Source organism: Echinicola marina (assembly GCF_020463795.1).
Lineage (GTDB): Bacteria > Bacteroidota > Bacteroidia > Cytophagales > Cyclobacteriaceae > Echinicola > Echinicola marina.
Genome location: NZ_CP080025.1, coordinates 2,947,368 through 2,964,997, shown reverse-complemented (window position 1 = coordinate 2,964,997; position 17,630 = coordinate 2,947,368). Strand labels below are relative to the sequence as shown.

Sequence of the window (17,630 nt, the reverse complement as noted above, 5' to 3'; positions counted from 1 at the left end):
TATGAAGAACTTAATGTTGGTTATTGCTGTAGTAGCCTTATTTGCCTGCAGTGCCAAATCAGAAAACACCGAATCGGCTGAAGCTTTGACAGAAAACAAAGAACAGTCAACGGAAAAATCCTTTTATGATTTCTCCATGACCACCCTGGATGGCGAAAAAATAGACTTCAGCCAATACAAAGGCAAAAAGGTGCTGATCGTCAATGTAGCCTCCAAATGCGGTTATACACCTCAATACGAAGATCTTCAAAAGTTAAATGAAGCCTATGGAGATAAAGTGGTTATCCTTGGATTTCCCGCCAATAACTTTGGGGGACAGGAGCCAGGAACCAATGAAGACATTAAGAAATTCTGTACCTCCAATTATGGAGTAACCTTTCCTATGTTCGAGAAAATCTCAGTTAAGGGAGTGGACAAGCACCCTCTTTACAGATGGCTCACCGACAAGTCACTCAATGGCTGGAATGACCAAGAACCAACTTGGAATTTCTGCAAATATTTCATCAATGAAAAAGGAGAACTGAAACAATTCTTCCAATCCAAAGTCACTCCTATGGATGATGAAATCATTAAACTTATCGAAGCTTAATCAAATCCATTTTTCAGGTGCTTCATGTTTAATGAAGCACCTGCTTTAATTCCGCCCTTTCACCGTGGACAATAATCTATCCAGTAAAAAGCAAGCATGGCTCCATGCCATCAGATTAAGAACCTTACCGCTGGCCTTGGCCAGTATTTTAATGGCCAGCTTTATTGCTTGGTCCCATGAATTGTTCAAATGGGATGTTTTTCTCCTGGCAGCACTGACCACCACCCTGCTCCAAATCCTATCGAATCTGGCCAATGACTATGGGGATAGCATTCATGGTGCGGACAGTGATGATCGAGAAGGCCCTATTCGGGCAGTCCAGTCTGGCATTATCCAAGCCAAAGAAATGAAAAAAGCCATGATCCTTTTTGGAGTATTGAGCTTTATATGTGGCTTGGCTTTACTTTATGTTTCCCTTGACAGCTGGTTGATTTTCTTTACATTTATTGGCATAGGCTTACTTTCTATTTTTGCTGCAGTCAATTACACTTCTGGCGCCAACCCTTACGGGTATATGGGGCTTGGTGACATTTCTGTATTTTTATTTTTTGGCCTTGTAGGAGTCCTGGGAACCTATTTTCTCCACACCATGACCTTCTCAAAGGCACTATTACTCCCCGCTATTTCACTTGGTTTTTTTAGCACCTCAGTGTTAAACATCAATAATATCAGAGATATTACCTCGGATCAATTGGCAGGAAAAAAATCCATCCCAGTGAGAATCGGTCGAAAAGCAGCTGTAAGATATAATTGGACATTAATCATTTTAGGCAATCTTTCCCTGATACTATTTTCAATCTTAGAACAAAACTATGGAGGTTTATTAGCGCTTATAGTCAGTCCATTGATGATCAATATTGCCTATAATGTCGGAAAAAAGACCCAATCCAAAGACTTGGATCCTTATCTGAAAAAAATGGCCATTTCTACCTTATTTTGGGTCTTGGCATTTGGTATCGGCCTGGTGATCATCCAATAATCCAGCTCCTTATTCTGTATTAAAAATCATGGAACAATATTGGCTTACAAATACAATATTATCTACTAAATTTTTGTATTTTATTGTTTTAAAGCCAATAACCATAAAAAATTCACCATGAAAACCATTTTAGTTCCATTTGATTTTTCAGAAGAAGCAGAAAATGCCTTTGCCTTTGCCAAAGAATTAGCAACCATCACCCAAGCCCATTTGAAACTGCTTCATGTCATTGAAATCCCCACAGCCCAAAATTTCAATACCATGGGTGAGGTAGGACTTGGAGGCGATGATATCAATAATATCTTTGTCATCGAATTGGTAGAAAAAAGGAAAAAGCAAATCAAAGCGATTGAAGAAGAAAACAAGGACAAAGCCTATACCTTTTCTACAAAAATAATCTTTGGCAATCCATATGCCGGCATTTCGAATGAAGTAGCAGAAATAAAAGCCGAGCTGATCGTCATGGGGTCTAAGGGTTCCAGTGGATTAGAGGAATTGCTGATAGGATCGAATACAGAAAAAGTGGTACGCCATGCCAGCTGTCCGGTCATTACCATCAAAGGAGAAATTAGTCCTAATGATATCAAAAGTATTATTTTTGCCAGTGACTTTACTGAAGAAAACGAGGCCGTCATACCTCACCTAAAAAAAATCCAAGCCAATGTCAATGCACAATTGCATTTAGTAAAAATCAATACGCCCAATTCCTTTGAAAGCAGCAGGGAAAGTCTTAAAAAAATCAACAGTTTTATCAACAAACATCAATTGGATGATGTCAAGATCGAAATTTACAATAGTGATTCAGAGGAGGATGGCATCATCCAATATGCAGAGGACAATAATATAGATATGATAGCGATGGCTACGCACGGCAGAACAGGCTTTATGCACCTGCTCAGTGGCAGTATCGCAGAAGATGTCGTCAACCACTCCAAAAGACCGGTTTGGACGATGAAAATCAAATGACAAATTATGGGGAGAAAGAAAAACAACGATTGGAAAAAAAGAGATGGGGTAGTATACTCCACCAGTGATGATTTCGAATACAGTGATCTAGAGCAAGATGACGAAACTACCCTCCCACCGCAGCAACAAAACCTCAAGGTGATGCTGGACAAAAAGGCCCGAGGCGGTAAGCAAGTAACCCTTGTTGCTGGTTTTATAGGAACAGATGAGGACCTTAAAGACCTCGGCAAGCTGCTCAAAAACAAATGTGGTGTGGGCGGCAGTGCCAAAGATGGTGAAATACTTATTCAAGGAGATCACAGGGACAAGGTGGTGGAAATACTCAAACAGAACGATTATAAAGCCAAAAAATCAGGCGGCTAAAAAGAAAAAGGAGTGGTTCACCAAACCACTCCTTTACTTTAGATTAAAAAATGAACCACAAACTAAATTCAAAACACTTTTTAATATGCTGAATCAATTATCTTGATGCGTTTAACCCACTTACGAATAATCAACAGCTTTTGGATTTCAGCTAAAAACTTTTTCTCATTCCTTTTTTATTATTTATAAAGATTTTAAATAAAAAGATATTTAATCCCTCATAAATCCAAACCAAAAACACCCTGCGTACATAATGCCAGAACCAAAAAACATTTGAAAAGGAATCTATACTGGATTCTGATCAAAACAACCAGGCACTATGATTCAATTCAGACTTTTAAGCTTATCCCATCAAAAAACTGATATCACGATCAGGGAAAGGTTTGCCTTGAATACCACTGACATCAAGGAGCTATTGACGCTTTTCAAATCAAATTCAAAAACCACTGAGTGTTGTATTCTTTCCACCTGTAACAGAACAGAAATACTTTATGTGGCTAAAGAAGACTGTAATCATGAAATCTTGTCCAGTTTGTGCAAAATCAAAAACCAAGACTTGACCTTGGCTAAAGAGTTTTTTACCTCACTGTCAAATGAGGAAATGGTGCTTAGTTATCTTTTTAGGGTTTCAAGTGGTCTTGAATCTCAAATATTAGGGGATGCACAAATAATCTCCCAATTCAAATCAGCCTATGAATTGGCAAAGGAAGCCGAAACAGCAGGAACTTATATTCATAGATTAATGCATGTAATTTTTGCTGCCAATAAAAAAATCACCAGTCAGACAGGCTTTAGATCAGGCATCAGTTCTGCTCCCTACGCTGCGGTCGACATGATTTCAGAATACCAGAACATGCTTAAATCTCCAAAAATCGCGATAATAGGCTTTGGTGATATGGGGCAGAACGTTTGTCGTCATTTAATTTCTCAAGGCTGTACTGACCTGACGGTCATTAACCGTTCTCAAGAAAAACTGGAGCTTTTCAATCAAAAGAACAAAACCCATATTCAATATATCCCTATCGAAGAAATCAATAAATCCGTTGATAAATACGACATCATCATTTCTACCCCAAGCGTTCAAACCCCTATCTTGCATAGCTGTCACTTTAAAAATGGAACTAATTTATTCAAGGTAATGGTCGATATTTCCATACCTAGAAGTATAGCTCCGGAAGTTGGGAAAATCCCTGGAATAGTACTTTATGATATGAATGACATCAGCCAGGTAACCAAAAAGACCCTTGCACAAAAAAAAGAGTGTATTGGTGCAGTAGAAGAAATATTAAACGATCATCTCGCTGAATTTCTCCATTGGAAGCAAGACAATAAAAACCTGCAAGTCATCCGAAATATGAAAACAGCACTCCAAACAATGAAACTGGAGGAGTTGGATCGATTTCAGAAACAAGGCCAATTAGAAGACGCAGGAAATTATGAGCAAATCATGGATGCCATGATTCAAAAAATAATCAAGAAAACAGTAGTAACCATGAAATCCTTAAAAGATGACAAAGAAAAACATCTTTACAATTCTATGATAACACAGACATTTCTTTAAGGATTTGTTAATTTTCATCAAAAAACATTTCGTTTTTTTGGATAACAACGATAGCTGTTTAATTTTGTAACCAAATCATGAACAGCATCAACAAACATATCTCCATCCGCTCACTTTTTGCAGTACAACATACTGTTACTGTTCATCATTTCCATCATTCCTCCTAAGGAGGAATACTATATACATATCGCCCCAGTGGCTGTGCGATAACTGTTTGTGCGGCCCGATTGATTCAGAGAATTTCTAAAAAGAACTATTCATATTCGTATCTTTATTTCATGGAAAATATTATTCGCATAGCCGTACAAAAAAGCGGTCGATTAAGTGAAGACTCCCTACGCCTCATTAAAGAATGTGGCATCAAATTTTATAATGGCACTGGTAAGTTAAAATCCACTTCAACCAACTTCCCAATTGAATTCCTTTATTTAAGGGATGATGATATCCCAGGTTATGTCGCTGATGGCGTTGCTGATTTAGGTATCGTTGGAGAAAATGAGTTGGTGGAAAAGGACAAAAGTGTAGATGTGCTTAAAAAACTTGGTTTTTCTAAGTGCAGATTATCATTGGCCATCCCTAAAAGCCAAGAATATCCAGGGCTTTCCTATTTTGAGGGAAAAAACATCGCCACCTCTTATACTAAAATCCTTGGTGATTATTTAAAGAAAAATAATGTCAATGCTGAAATCCATGAAATCAGCGGTTCAGTAGAGATAGCTCCTAGCATCGGACTGGCTGAAGGCATCTGTGACATTGTCAGCTCAGGTTCTACCTTGATGATGAACGGCCTGAAAGAAGTGGAAGAAATCTTTAAATCCGAGGCCGTATTGATCAGCCACAAAGGACTGAATGAGGAAAAAATGGCCATTGTGGAAAAACTTCTTTTCCGAATCAATGCTGTTCAAACTGGAAAGAGCAATAAGTATGTGCTGCTGAATGCGCCGAACAAATCTTTGGACAAGATCATCTCACTGATCCCCGGCATGAGAAGCCCAACCATCTTGCCATTGGCTGAGGAAGGTTGGTCATCCGTACACTCTGTATTGAGCGAAGACCTTTTCTGGGAAAACATAGAAGAGTTGAGAGCAGCCGGTGCCGAAGGCATATTAGTTGTGCCTATCGAAAAGATGGTACTTTAATTCGAATCATTCTCAAAAAAAACACTGATGAGAGTTATAACTAACCCAAGCAAAAGCGAATGGAAAAAAGAACTGGCAAGACCAGTTCAAAAAATGAAGGAAATTCAAAAAATTGTCAAACCTATCATGCGAAAAGTGAAGCGACAGGGAGACAAGGCTTTGAAAAAATTCGCTTTGGAATACGATCATGTAGAAATCAAAAACCTTTTGGTAAGTCGTGAGGAAATCAAGGCGGCTTATGATTTGGTGGATCAAGATCTTAAAGATGCCATATTATTGGCCAAAGATAATATTGAGAAATTCCATAAAGCACAGGCCACTCCTGACCTTAGTATGGAAGTAATGGAAGGAGTAACCTGTATGCGCAGAAGTGTTCCAATCCAAAAAGTGGGCTTGTACATCCCTGGAGGAACCGCTCCATTATTCTCTACGGTATTGATGCTTGGGGTACCGGCAAATATTGCTGGATGTGAAGAAATTGTACTTTGTACCCCTCCTAATAAAGAAGGGAAAATCCATCCTGCCATATTATATACGGCTGACCTCATCGGTATAGACAAAATCGTCAAAGTAGGCGGTGCCCAAGCTATAGCAGCCATGACCTATGGAACTGAAAGCGTTCCACAAGTTGCCAAAATATTTGGTCCGGGCAATCAATATGTCACAGCTGCCAAACAGTTAGCTACCAAGAAAGGTATCGCTATAGATATGCCTGCAGGACCTTCGGAAGTTTTGGTATATGCTGATGAAACTGCCGTTCCTTCATTTGTAGCTTCAGACCTGTTGTCTCAAGCTGAACATGGGATTGACAGTCAGGTTGTGCTTGTAGCTAGCGCTACCAAGGTAGCAGAAAAGGCCCTAAAAGAGATTGAAAAGCAATTGGAGAAACTTCCTCGAAAGGCAATTGCAAAAAAATCCCTTGAAAACAGTGTAGCAGTGATCATGGGCAATCAGGACAAGGCCATTGCATTGATCAACGAATATGCGCCCGAACACCTGATCATCAATATTGAAAATGAAGATGAGGTAGTATCTCAAATCATCAATGCAGGATCTGTTTTCATAGGAAACTTCACTCCTGAATCTGCGGGGGATTATGCCTCAGGCACCAACCACACACTGCCTACCTATGGCTTTGCCAAAAATTACAGTGGTGTATCCCTTGACAGTTTTGTCAAAAAGATTACCTATCAAAAAATCACCGAAAAAGGTATTCAAAACCTAGGCCCAACCATTGAGGTATTGGCAGGCAACGAATTACTGGATGCTCACAAAAATGCGGTTTCAGTAAGATTAAAATACCTTAAAGAGAATAAATAATCATGGCTTTTGACCTGAATAAAATCTTAAGACCACATATCGCCCAGCTGAAACCTTATTCTTCAGCTAGGGATGAATACTCTGGTAAAGAAGGAGTCTTTCTAGATGCCAACGAAAATCCTTTTGGCTCTATCACCGCTGATGACTTCAATAGATACCCTGATCCTTATCAGTTTGCCCTAAAGACAAAGATCAGTGCCATCAAAGATGTTCCTGTAGATCAAATCTTTTTGGGAAATGGAAGTGATGAGGCGATTGATCTATTAATGCGGGCATTTTGTAGACCAGGATTGGATAATATCATTATCCTCCCTCCTACTTACGGCATGTACGAGGTAAGTGCTGAAGTGAATGATATTGCCATCAAAAAGGTAAATCTCACAAAGGACTTTCAGCTAAGGACTGATGCCATTTTGGAAGCAGTGGATGAAAACACCAAAATAATTTTCATTTGCTCTCCCAACAACCCAAGTGGAAACAAAGTAGATCGAGAAGATATACTAAAAGTAATCAAGGCTTTTGATGGATTGGTAGTGGTTGATGAAGCCTATATTGATTTCAGTGATGAGCCCAGCTTTACAACAGAGCTCAAAAATCATTCAAACCTCTTGGTCATGCAAACCTTCTCCAAAGCTTGGGGGCTGGCATCTTTGAGGCTGGGAATGGCTTTTGCCTCCTTGGAAATCACCAGGATCATCAATAAGATCAAACCTCCTTACAATATTAGTGGTCTGACCCAAGAGACTGTTTTAGCAGCTATTGATGACACTGATAAGATGAAGAAAATGGTCGCTGAGATCATGGAGGAAAGAGATTTCCTTCAGCAGGCTTTTGAAAAGATGGATTTGATCAAAAAAATCTATCCAAGTCATGCCAATTTCCTTTTGGTAGAAGTACCTGCTGCCAAAAAGACCTATGACTACTTAATTGAAAATCAAATCATCGTTAGAGACAGGTCAAAAGTGGTCCTTTGCAATGAATGCCTAAGGATTTCTGTTGGAACCAGAGCAGAAAATGAGCGACTGCTGGAGGCTTTGGAGCAATGCCCTGCAGAATTAGCCACTGCATAAACAAATAAGTATTCCAATTGGCCATGAGTCAATAATAACCATAAATGAAAATGAAAAAAGTATTATTTATAGATAGAGACGGCACCATCATCAAGGAACCGCCTGTAGATTTTCAAGTAGATAGCCTTGAAAAACTAGAATTCTATCCAAAAGCCATTTCCAACCTAAGAAAAATAGCCGAAGAAACCGATTATGAATTGGTCATGGTAACCAATCAGGATGGCTTGGGAACAGATTCCTTTCCTGAGGACACCTTTTGGCCAGCTCAGTTCAAGATGTTAAAAACCTTGGAAGAGGAAGGGGTAATTTTTTCCGATATCCATATTGACAAAACTTTTGAGCATGAGAATGCTCCTACCAGAAAGCCAAGAACTGGTTTATTGACCAAATACATGGAAGGTGAATATGACTTGGCCAATTCCTATGTGATCGGGGATAGAAAAACGGATATTCAATTAGCCCAGAATTTAGGTACGCAGGCGATCTTTATTGGAGAAGAAGCTGCTGAAGGTGCCGCTTTGTCCACTGGCTCTTGGGATGAAATCTATGAATTCTTGAGACTTCCTGCACGACAGGCCTCAGTTGAAAGAAGCACTTCTGAAACGCAAATCAGCATTAGTGTAAACCTGGATGGATCGGGAAAATGTGATATTGACACTGGCCTGCCATTCTTTGACCATATGCTGGAGCAACTGGGCAAGCATGGAGGAACAGACTTGACCATCAAAGTAAAGGGAGACCTTCATATCGATGAACACCACACCATTGAAGACACCGCTTTGGCATTAGGTGAAGCCTATCTTAAGGCCCTAGGGGACAAAAAGGGCATTTACCGATATGGTTTCCTTTTACCAATGGATGATGTGCTTGCACAGGTGGCCATTGACTTTGGAGGAAGGCCCTGGATGATGTGGGAGGCGGAATTTAGCCGTGAAAAAATCGGCGATATGCCTACTGAAATGTTCTATCACTTCTTCAAGTCGTTCAGCGACACTTCCAAGTGCAACTTGAATATCAAAGCAGAAGGAAATAACGAGCACCATAAAATCGAAGCTATTTTCAAAGGCTTGGCAAGGGCCATTAAGATGGCCGTTAAAAGAGATATTGCTGCCTTGAACCAACTGCCCAGTACCAAGGGAGTATTATAAAAAGCACTTATTAATTCACATAAAAAAGGCTTTCCAAATGGAAAGCCTTTTTTGGTATATCTCCTGGAAATAAAAATCAGGAACCTTGAACAATCGCCCCTTTCAATCCTTCATCAGTCAATAATGCACCAAACTCTCCTATCACTGATTCTGGAACACCTAGCTCTGTTGCTGCTTTCACCACCGCTCCAATGAATAAGTCATAATCGGCTGAAGTAATTTTACCAGTCATTCTAGGGTTAACATCAGGATTATGGGCATCAGCCATACTCATTCCTGAATAAGTATAATTGGTAGATCCAATAGACTGGGCAAGTAAATCACTAAAGTTTTCCACCAATGCGGTATATCCAGAAAAGTCATTTGCTCCAACTTCAGCCAATAAAACCGGGAAATATGGTTTTAATTCTGCAAATTCAGGATCACTAGCTATTATCATCACTGTCTTGTCTACCACAAGTTTCAATGGCGCATAGCCTGCTTCAACCATACTCTCTGAGTTTAACGGATCTGTCACCATCACAGTACCTCCAAGACGCGTATAAAGATCGATCATGGTTCCATCTTCACGCTGAACGATATCCGCTTTGGTGGAACCTAAAAGATCTCCTACTGGACCCAAAATTTCCGAACTACCAAATCCAGCTTCCGTAGCAGCCTGAACCACCGCCTCTACAAACAGATCAAAATCATCGCTATCGATCAAACCATTCATACGATCATTTTTCGTAGGATCATGGGCATCAGCCATGCTCATACCAGAATAGGTAAAATTCTCTGCACCGGTGGATTCCGCCAAAAGGTCTGTAAAATCTTTCACCAAAGCATTGAAACCAGAATAGTCACTTGCCCCTACTTCAGCTAAAAGCACATTAAAATAAGGGCGAATACTGGCATATTTATCATCAGAAGCAATCGTTAAAACAGTACCAGTTACTACCGTCCTCAAATTCAAATAACCTTTTTCTATCATCTGCCCTTCATTATCCGGGTCAGCAACCATTTCCTCACCGCCCAGTTTGGTAGCGTAGAAAGAATCGTCTACCTCTGGTGGCATCACATCGTCATCATCCTTACAGGATGAAAATACTACCAAGGTCATCAGTAGCATAAAAGCCATCAATTGATTTAGTTTTTTCATTTTTCTTAAGGTTTATGTAATAAAATATTAGTTAGTAAATAGGTTCTCGAAATAGCTCCCCACCATATAGGTCAGCGATTTCTTGTCAATTGCAGGACAACTTGCCGCCAACTGTTCTTCGCTAGGCTGAAAAAGTGTAGATTGAAGCTGATAGTTTTTGTTCACACCATCCACCAAATCATGAGGACTATGTTTCTTGCGATCATAAAGGACTATCAAATAATCCGAGGTCCTATTGACCCTAACATCCCTCATACCATCTATTTCCAAAAGATCAGTTTTGATCTCTTCCATTCTCATTGAGTCCAAATCCTCATTAAAGTCAATCTGACTCATCGTCCAGTTAGGGCCTTTTGGACGATCATTGGTCACCAAGTAAATATGTACGGCCAATGTGATTACCAAAATGGCCATCAATGCCGCTGCCCCGATTAAAATTCTCTTGATCATGGTTCTTTTGTTTAGCAGTTAATACAAAAATCATATACGACCTGTCTATTGCAGCTGGATTGCCGAGGTTCAAAAAAACTTTTAATTGCTATTGACTAAAAACACCTATTTTATTAGTTTTATAACTAAACTGTTAACTATGAAAAATTTAGCCACATTTTTACTGCTTCTACTTTTCACATCATGTCAGGGGAATTTTGAGAAAGCCAATCAGTATTATTCCAATCAACAATTCGAAGATGCCATATCAGAGTTGAACTGGTTATTGTTTATGAAGATGTCCGACACCCAAGCCATTCAGCTCAGGGCCATGAGTCACGAAGCCTTGGAAGAATATGAAAAGGCATTGACAGACTACAAACGAATCTTACAATTGTCACCACATGATCCGCAGGCATTGTCAGGAATGGGTAAAGTCTATTGGGAACTGGAAGAATATAAACAGGCCGAAAAACATTTCTTATTAGCAGCAAAGGAAGACCCTAAAAATGTAGAACTACTAATTATGCTCGGTAGGGCTATGATCAAGAACGAAAATTATAAGTCTGCCGAGGATTTTCTTTTTGAAGCGAAGGAATTGGACCCGAAAAATGCTTCCATTTATTTCTATAGAGGAATAGTTCAAGCCCACCTTGGGGATGCCTGGACAGCTGCTTCCCAGTTCAATATGTATATCATGTACTCGGGCGACAACATGACCGCCTATTATAATAGAGGGTTGGCCTATATGAGAATGGGGATGACAGACTGGGCAACAGAGGACTTTGACAGGGTATTAAAAAGCCAACCCAAACATTATAATGCCCTGGCCCGAAGGGCTATATGTCAAATGGAAATCAATCCCAGTCAGTCCTGCCACGACCTAAGGCTCGCCGCAAAACATGGGAGTGAATATGCCAAAGAAAATTTGAACAAATGTTTCTAATTTCTACTCATTGCGGATTTTTTACGTTTAACTATGTAATTAATCGCTTTAAGTCCTATTTTTGGGACTTGCAATATGAATCACAAGAAGTTAGTCATCATACCTACCTTTAACGAAAAGGAAAATATCCAGGACATCATCATGGCTGTCATGGACTTAGCTGGGCATTTTGAGGTTTTGATCATTGATGACAATTCCCCTGATGGTACTGCCGGTATTGTTAAAAACCTCCAGCAATCCTTTGAAAGTAGGATTCACCTTATAGAAAGAAAGGGGAAACTAGGCTTGGGAACAGCCTATATCACGGGTTTCAAATATGCCCTTGAGAAGGATTATGATTATATCTTTGAGATGGATGCTGATTTTTCCCATAATCCCAAAGACCTGATCAGGTTGTATGAGTCCTGCGCTATAGATGGCTTTGACCTGACCATTGGATCGAGATATATTAAGGGAGTGAATGTGGTCAACTGGCCTATGGGAAGGGTTTTGATGTCCTATTTCGCCAGTGTATATGTGCAGTTCATTACAGGTTTGCCCATTAAAGATACCACAGCTGGATTTAAATGCTATCACAGGAGTGTCTTGGAAGGGATCAAGCTGGATAAAATCAAATTTGTAGGCTATGCCTTCCAGATCGAAATGAAATTCACCGCTTGGAAGTTGGGCTACAAAATCACCGAAATTCCGATCATCTTCACTGATAGGACCAAGGGAACTTCCAAAATGTCCACTCATATTTTTAAGGAAGCCGTACTAGGGGTAATCTATATGAAATTCAAAAGCCTGTTCAGCCCTTATAAACGGGCAAAAGTTAGTCAAAGCGAATTGCTTTAATAGGCTGAACATTACTGATAACCATGGCCGGTATAAACAATACCAAGCTAGTGATTACCAACACCAAAATATTGATCCCCACAATTACCGGCCAATTCCATTGGATAGGCACAAAACTCATATAATAATTCTCAGGGTCAAGGCCAATAAACCTGGTCACATACTGTATCCAAGCAAAGCCCAATCCGATCAGATTACCTATTAGCATACCCCTACCAATTATCCTTATCCCATTCCAAACAAAAATCCTTCTTATATGTCTATTGGCACTTCCCAGAGCCTTTAACATCCCTATCATCTGAGTCCGCTCCATGATAAGGATAAAGAGAATAGCAATCATATTAAAGGAAGCCACAAAAAGGATTAGGCCTAAAAAGACATAAACATTATTGTTCAGCAATTTAAGCCAGTCAAAAATCTGTATAAACTTATCCGTTACCTTATCCACCTTCAGATCATAATCAATCATCTCATACAGGGCTTCGCTTTTCTCATCTATCTCTTTGGGATCATCCAAAAAGACCTCGAAGCCACCCACCATATCATCTTCCCATCCATTGAGGTTTCGAATATTCTGAATATCTCCTATGATCATTTTATCATCAAAGTCTTCCAGATAGGTCTCATATATCCCCACTACCTCTAATCTCCTATATCTCGGCGGATCCTGTACAAAATACATGGTCACCTTATCCCCTATTCCAAGCAATAACTTATCCGCGATTTTTTTACTGAGCAGCACTTCATAGGAAGTTTCACCGTCTTTCTTAAAATCAATAAACCTTCCTTCTATAATGGAAGGGGCAAAAGCGGCTTTATTGAAATTTTCACTTACCCCTTTTAGCAAAACACCCTGTACTTCCTCATCACCCTTAAGCAAACCGGGCTTAAAAGCATAGTCCTGCACATGTTTGATAAAGTCATAATCTTTATAATTACTATAAAACTGGCTGTTTTTACTGGAAGGATATTCTTCGAAAGCATTGTTCGAAGTAAACTTATGAACCTGATAATGACCTGTAAAGGAAAAAACCTTCTCAGAAACCACCTGTTGAAAACCGCCCAAGATCAAAAATGAAATTAAAAGTATAGAAAGGCCAATGGCAATACTCGCTACTGCAATGCGATGGATGGTTCCGGTAAATCCACCTGTTCTTTTAAAGCTAATTCTTTTAGCAATGAAGTAGGAAAGGTTCAATGAAGTGTTTTATTTTGTTTAGATACTAATGCAAATTAATATGAAGCAGTTAAAATTAATACTTCTATTGACTTTTTTAGTTGGTAGCCTCGCATATTGTAAAAACCAAACGAATGAGAAGGAGAAAATTCAGTCCGAACCTGCAAAGGAAAAAGCGGTCATTCTACCTGCTGCAGACCAACCTGAGGCCTACCTGCCCTTGCTAAAGGGGAAACGTGTTGGCTTAGTGGCCAACCAGACCAGTGTATTGACCCAAAAGGACAACCAACACTTGGTAGACTTTCTATTGTCCCAAGATATTAAGATTCAAAAGATATTTGCACCAGAACATGGCTTCCGCGGAAAAGCAGATGCTGGAGAACATATCAAAAATGACATTGATGAGGAAACGGGGATCCCTGTAATCTCACTTTATGGAAACAATAAAAAGCCATCCCCTGAGGTTTTGAATGATGTGGACATTCTTATATTTGACTTCCAAGATGTAGGTCTGAGATTCTACACCTATATCAGTACGATGCATTATGTCATGGAAGCATGCGCCGAACAGAACAAACCACTGATCATCATGGACCGCCCCAACCCTAACGGTGATTATATTGACGGCCCAGTTTTGGACCCAAAATTCAAAAGCTTTGTAGGCATGCACCCAATACCCGTTGTGCATGGCCTGAGCATGGGAGAGCTTGCGCAAATGATTAATGGGGAAGGCTGGTTAAAAGGGGGGCTAAAAGCGGACATTACAGTTGTTCCTGTGGCGAACTGGGAACACAGCATGCACTATTCATTGCCTATCAAGCCATCCCCAAATCTTCCAAATGATGTTTCTATCAGGCTTTATCCTTCCTTATGCTTTTTTGAGGGAACAGATATTAGTGTGGGAAGAGGAACGTATTTCCCCTTCCAAGTTTATGGTGCGCCCGATCCAAAATATGGAGATTTCACCTTTACTCCTGTTAGCATAGATGGTATGAGCAAGCATCCACCTCATGAGAATAAAAAATGCTATGGCACTGATTTGAGGGACACTCCTCTCTCCCATCAGTTTACTTTAAAGTACCTTTTGGAGATGTACCAAAAATCAGGCTTGAAAGTCAAATTCTTTAATAATTTTTTTGACAAACTGGCCGGAACGGACAAATTGAAAGCAGACATCCTTGCCGGCAAATCCGAAGACGAAATCAAGGCCAGCTGGCAGCCAAGCTTAGAAGCCTATAAAGCCAAAAGAGAAAAATATCTACTGTATAAATAAGCAGGAAAAGTAAAACATAATGAACAAAGATCTTCGCATCATCTATATGGGTACACCGGATTTCGCTGTACCATCCCTAGAAATTTTAGTAGAAAACGGTTGGAATGTAGTGGCAGTGATTACAGCACCTGACAAACCAAAAGGCCGGGGACAAAAGCTTATCCCTTCCCCTGTTAAGGAAGCTGCTTTAAAGCATAACCTCCCTGTTCTACAACCTACCAATTTAAAAAGCCCGGATTTTCTGGAAGAGCTAAAAAGCTACCAAGCCGATATACAAGTAGTCGTTGCCTTTAGAATGCTGCCTGAATCAGTTTGGAGCATGCCTCCTCGAGGAACCTTTAACCTCCATGCATCCTTGCTTCCCAATTACCGCGGGGCAGCTCCCATCAACTGGGCTATTATCAATGGAGAAAAGGAAACCGGTGTCACCACCTTCTTCTTAAAGCATGAGATAGACACTGGCAGTATCATTTATCAGGAAAAGGAAGCCATTCTTCCAGAAGATAATATCGGCACTCTTTATGAAAAACTCATGAAAAGAGGGAGCAAATTGGTACTAAAGACCATTGAAGAAGTCAGCAAGGGAGAAGTAGTGACTATGCCACAGGATGAAAGTAAGGCCCTACACCACGCCCCAAAAATCTTCAAGGAAACTTGTGAAATCAATTGGAATCAAAAAGCAGAAGATATCCATAATTTAATCCGTGGGCTCTCTCCCTATCCTGCTGCCTGGACTACAATTGAAGACAAAACCTGTAAAATATACTCTAGCGAAGTAGTGAAAGACTTAACAGGCAAATCCATAGGAGAAATGGAAACTGACAATAAAAAACACTTACGCTTTCAAACTGCCCAAGGTGCCCTTGAGATCAAAGAAATTCAGATGCAAGGTAAAAAAAGAATGCCCATTGAAGATTTCTTAAGAGGTCATAAATTCTAAAAGAAGAGCTTTTTGAAAGAAGCAAAAACATCATTAAAGGGCTAGAATTCAAATTAGGAAATCTAGCCCTTTTCTTTGATCCTAATCCAAAACCCTTCCTTACTCAACCAATTGTCCAACCCACTATTTGAAACAGACTACCGAGACTCATTCCTAGATACTTAAGAAAAAATTGGGTATTTTTAATATAGCCAAAATATAAAACCATGAAAGCTTATCTACGTTCACTTGTCCTAATCATCAGTCTTTTGGCCAGTCCTTCACTGGTACATGCCCAATTTATCAAAAAATTAAAAAAAGCTGTCCAAGAAGGCGCTGAAAATGCAGTGGAAAGACGTGTAAGCAAAGAAGTAGAAAATGCTTCAGAGCGAAAAATGGAGGAACTTATGGAAGGAGTATTCGGTGAAAGCTCTGACTATGAAGGGTCCGGTATAGATTATGGAGAAATGATGGGCAGCATGAACTTTGATGTGGATACGGAGGATCAATACCAATTCAAAGGGTACACAGACATGGAAGTCACAGGAACTGATGAAAAAGGCAAAGCGATAGATCCATCAACAATTAGATTCCTTCACAGTAATAATCAAGACCATTGGGCAATGAAGATGGACAACCCTGAAAAAAAAGAGGGGCAAGTCTCTATGGTTTTTGATCACAAAAACCATGCAACCATTCTATTTATGGAAAATGAAAAAAATGAGAAAAGTAGTATGGCCTATGGAATGGATTGGAATAAAATGATTGAAAACAGCTCAAAGAATAATATGGAAAAAATGGAAGAGGAGGAATTCAATTTTGACAAAACAGGTAATACAAAAAACATCCTAGGTCATGAATGCGAAGAATACCGGGGAGAAAATGAAGATGGTACTTTTACTTTTTGGGCAAGCAAAGAAGCTATTCCTGGATTCACCTCTTTTTTTTCCAATTCCAATTTCTTCAATAGTCAAGCTATGAGAAACAAATATCCAAAAGTATATAATAAACTCCCTGAAGGGAATATTTTAGAGACAAGCTACTCCTCAAAAATCGACAAAAGTACTTCAATCATGAAAACACTGGAAATCAACAACTCTGAAGACTTTGATTTTAAAATGGCGGAATACCCCAATGTCATGCAAGCTCAATAACCCAAAAATTGACAACAAATATCATCTATTTAATCGCAAATTTTTTGAGAGGCATTTTTTAAAGCTTCAAAAAACCTTGGTATCTTGTGCAATCCAAAAAATCAAAGGTTTTGACAGTTTCTATTATTGTAGCCAAAGCTAAAAACAATGTTATCGGAAAGGACAACCAATTAATCTGGAAGCTTTCCGCTGATCTTAAGCATTTTAAAAAACACACGACCGGTCATTTTATCATTATGGGCAGGAAAACCTACGAATCTATGGGTAAGCCCCTTCCCAATAGGACCTCCATCGTGATCACCAGAAATTCGGAATATTCTATTCCCGAGGGCCATTATATTGTACATGATCTTCAAGATGCCCTTGAGCTGACAAAAAAGAACCATCAAGAAAAAGTATTTATCATCGGTGGTGGAGAGATTTATAAGCAGGCCTTAGCCTTTACTGATGAACTGCTCATTACCGAGGTGGATTGTCATCCAGAGGGAGACACCTATTTCCCCAGTATCGATCCTGAGGACTGGAAGATCGTCCAAAAAGAAACTCATCAAAAAGATGAGAAAAATGAATATGACTTTAGTTTCATCACGTACAAACGTGCCTAAAGTGCTTGATAACA

The 17,630-nt window shown here is 39.6% G+C and carries 18 protein-coding genes; 15 read left to right on the top strand and 3 right to left on the bottom strand.

Translation table 11 applies throughout. The annotated features are described in order from the left end of the window. Nucleotide 1 precedes the first annotated feature (1 nt). From KZP23_RS12405 to hisB, 9 genes are all read left to right on the top strand, one after another. Nucleotides 2-589, top strand: a complete 588-nt coding sequence (locus KZP23_RS12405) for a glutathione peroxidase (protein ID WP_226332039.1) — start codon at nt 2-4, stop codon at nt 587-589. 64 nt (nt 590-653) lie between these two features. Further along, complete coding sequence (locus tag KZP23_RS12400) at nt 654-1,568, top strand: 1,4-dihydroxy-2-naphthoate polyprenyltransferase (protein ID WP_226332038.1); 915 nt, start codon at nt 654-656, stop codon at nt 1,566-1,568. Between the two features lie 117 nt (nt 1,569-1,685). Further along, nucleotides 1,686-2,534 (top strand): universal stress protein, encoded by an 849-nt coding sequence (locus tag KZP23_RS12395; RefSeq protein WP_226332037.1) that lies wholly within the window; start codon nt 1,686-1,688, stop codon nt 2,532-2,534. Nucleotides 2,535-2,540: 6 nt separating this feature from the next. After that, nucleotides 2,541-2,897, top strand: a complete 357-nt coding sequence (locus tag KZP23_RS12390) for a translation initiation factor (protein WP_226332036.1) — start codon at nt 2,541-2,543, stop codon at nt 2,895-2,897. A gap of 319 nt (nt 2,898-3,216) precedes the next feature. Then, a complete protein-coding gene (gene hemA, locus KZP23_RS12385; protein ID WP_226332035.1) occupies nt 3,217-4,458 on the top strand; it encodes a glutamyl-tRNA reductase in 1,242 nt (413 codons plus the stop codon). Nucleotides 4,459-4,736: 278 nt separating this feature from the next. Then, nucleotides 4,737-5,597: an ATP phosphoribosyltransferase gene (gene hisG / locus KZP23_RS12380; protein ID WP_226332034.1), complete on the top strand. Its 861-nt coding sequence runs from the start codon at nt 4,737-4,739 to the stop codon at nt 5,595-5,597. Between the two features lie 27 nt (nt 5,598-5,624). Then, on the top strand, nt 5,625-6,917 hold the full coding sequence (gene hisD / locus KZP23_RS12375; protein WP_226332033.1) for a histidinol dehydrogenase: 1,293 nt from the start codon (nt 5,625-5,627) through the stop codon (nt 6,915-6,917). A 2-nt stretch (nt 6,918-6,919) separates the two neighbouring features. Further along, a complete protein-coding gene (gene hisC, locus KZP23_RS12370; RefSeq protein WP_226332032.1) occupies nt 6,920-7,987 on the top strand; it encodes a histidinol-phosphate transaminase in 1,068 nt (355 codons plus the stop codon). A 50-nt stretch (nt 7,988-8,037) separates the two neighbouring features. Beyond that, nucleotides 8,038-9,135 (top strand): bifunctional histidinol-phosphatase/imidazoleglycerol-phosphate dehydratase HisB, encoded by a 1,098-nt coding sequence (hisB, locus tag KZP23_RS12365; RefSeq protein ID WP_226332031.1) that lies wholly within the window; start codon nt 8,038-8,040, stop codon nt 9,133-9,135. A 76-nt stretch (nt 9,136-9,211) separates the two neighbouring features. Here the strand turns inward: hisB and KZP23_RS12360 are convergent, their stop codons facing one another. Together KZP23_RS12360 and KZP23_RS12355 are read right to left on the bottom strand one after the other, a co-directional pair. Then, a complete protein-coding gene (locus KZP23_RS12360; protein ID WP_226332030.1) occupies nt 9,212-10,276 on the bottom strand; it encodes a globin family protein in 1,065 nt (354 codons plus the stop codon). Nucleotides 10,277-10,303: 27 nt separating this feature from the next. Further along, nucleotides 10,304-10,726 (bottom strand): heavy-metal-associated domain-containing protein, encoded by a 423-nt coding sequence (locus tag KZP23_RS12355; protein WP_226332029.1) that lies wholly within the window; start codon nt 10,724-10,726, stop codon nt 10,304-10,306. 139 nt (nt 10,727-10,865) lie between these two features. Here KZP23_RS12355 and KZP23_RS12350 point away from each other — a divergent pair, with 139 nt between their 5' ends. Beyond that, on the top strand, nt 10,866-11,651 hold the full coding sequence (locus KZP23_RS12350) for a tetratricopeptide repeat protein (protein WP_226332028.1): 786 nt from the start codon (nt 10,866-10,868) through the stop codon (nt 11,649-11,651). Between the two features lie 75 nt (nt 11,652-11,726). After that, a complete protein-coding gene (locus tag KZP23_RS12345) occupies nt 11,727-12,488 on the top strand; it encodes a polyprenol monophosphomannose synthase (RefSeq protein ID WP_226332027.1) in 762 nt (253 codons plus the stop codon). Here the strand turns inward: KZP23_RS12345 and KZP23_RS12340 are convergent. Beyond that, nucleotides 12,466-13,686: an ABC transporter permease gene (locus KZP23_RS12340; RefSeq protein ID WP_226332026.1), complete on the bottom strand. Its 1,221-nt coding sequence runs from the start codon at nt 13,684-13,686 to the stop codon at nt 12,466-12,468. The two genes, KZP23_RS12345 and KZP23_RS12340, sit on opposite strands and share 23 nt — an antisense overlap. Nucleotides 13,687-13,726: 40 nt before the next feature. On the opposite strand from KZP23_RS12340, the gene KZP23_RS12335 reads away from it, so the two are divergent. The 4 genes from KZP23_RS12335 (at nt 13,727) to KZP23_RS12320 (ending at nt 17,616) form a co-directional block, all read left to right on the top strand. Further along, nucleotides 13,727-14,938 (top strand): exo-beta-N-acetylmuramidase NamZ family protein, encoded by a 1,212-nt coding sequence (locus KZP23_RS12335; RefSeq protein WP_226332025.1) that lies wholly within the window; start codon nt 13,727-13,729, stop codon nt 14,936-14,938. A 19-nt stretch (nt 14,939-14,957) separates the two neighbouring features. Next, nucleotides 14,958-15,878 carry a methionyl-tRNA formyltransferase gene (fmt, locus tag KZP23_RS12330; RefSeq protein WP_226332024.1) on the top strand — a complete coding sequence of 307 codons (921 nt, stop codon included), beginning with the start codon at nt 14,958-14,960 and terminating at the stop codon, nt 15,876-15,878. Nucleotides 15,879-16,084: 206 nt separating this feature from the next. Then, the gene (locus KZP23_RS12325) at nt 16,085-17,011 is read left to right on the top strand and encodes a hypothetical protein (RefSeq protein ID WP_226332023.1); all 927 of its coding nucleotides are present in this window, start codon (nt 16,085-16,087) and stop codon (nt 17,009-17,011) included. An 86-nt stretch (nt 17,012-17,097) separates the two neighbouring features. Beyond that, on the top strand, nt 17,098-17,616 hold the full coding sequence (locus KZP23_RS12320) for a dihydrofolate reductase (RefSeq protein WP_226332022.1): 519 nt from the start codon (nt 17,098-17,100) through the stop codon (nt 17,614-17,616). Nucleotides 17,617-17,630 lie beyond the last annotated feature (14 nt).

Excerpts from the sequence above, each read along its gene's own strand:
- KZP23_RS12325 (WP_226332023.1), top strand. The coding sequence starts at position 16,085 with ATGAAAGCTTATCTACGTTCACTTGTCCTAATCATCAGTCTTTTGGCC.
- hisD (WP_226332033.1), top strand. The coding sequence starts at position 5,625 with ATGAGAGTTATAACTAACCCAAGCAAAAGCGAATGGAAAAAAGAACTG.
- KZP23_RS12345 (WP_226332027.1), top strand. The coding sequence starts at position 11,727 with ATGAATCACAAGAAGTTAGTCATCATACCTACCTTTAACGAAAAGGAA.
- hisG (WP_226332034.1), top strand. The coding sequence starts at position 4,737 with ATGGAAAATATTATTCGCATAGCCGTACAAAAAAGCGGTCGATTAAGT.
- hisC (WP_226332032.1), top strand. The coding sequence starts at position 6,920 with ATGGCTTTTGACCTGAATAAAATCTTAAGACCACATATCGCCCAGCTG.
- hisB (WP_226332031.1), top strand. The coding sequence starts at position 8,038 with ATGAAAAAAGTATTATTTATAGATAGAGACGGCACCATCATCAAGGAA.
- hemA (WP_226332035.1), top strand. The coding sequence starts at position 3,217 with ATGATTCAATTCAGACTTTTAAGCTTATCCCATCAAAAAACTGATATC.
- KZP23_RS12350 (WP_226332028.1), top strand. The coding sequence starts at position 10,866 with ATGAAAAATTTAGCCACATTTTTACTGCTTCTACTTTTCACATCATGT.
- KZP23_RS12360 (WP_226332030.1), bottom strand. The coding sequence starts at position 10,276 with ATGAAAAAACTAAATCAATTGATGGCTTTTATGCTACTGATGACCTTG.
- KZP23_RS12355 (WP_226332029.1), bottom strand. The coding sequence starts at position 10,726 with ATGATCAAGAGAATTTTAATCGGGGCAGCGGCATTGATGGCCATTTTG.
- KZP23_RS12390 (WP_226332036.1), top strand. The coding sequence starts at position 2,541 with ATGGGGAGAAAGAAAAACAACGATTGGAAAAAAAGAGATGGGGTAGTA.
- KZP23_RS12405 (WP_226332039.1), top strand. The coding sequence starts at position 2 with ATGAAGAACTTAATGTTGGTTATTGCTGTAGTAGCCTTATTTGCCTGC.
- KZP23_RS12395 (WP_226332037.1), top strand. The coding sequence starts at position 1,686 with ATGAAAACCATTTTAGTTCCATTTGATTTTTCAGAAGAAGCAGAAAAT.
- fmt (WP_226332024.1), top strand. The coding sequence starts at position 14,958 with ATGAACAAAGATCTTCGCATCATCTATATGGGTACACCGGATTTCGCT.
- KZP23_RS12335 (WP_226332025.1), top strand. The coding sequence starts at position 13,727 with ATGAAGCAGTTAAAATTAATACTTCTATTGACTTTTTTAGTTGGTAGC.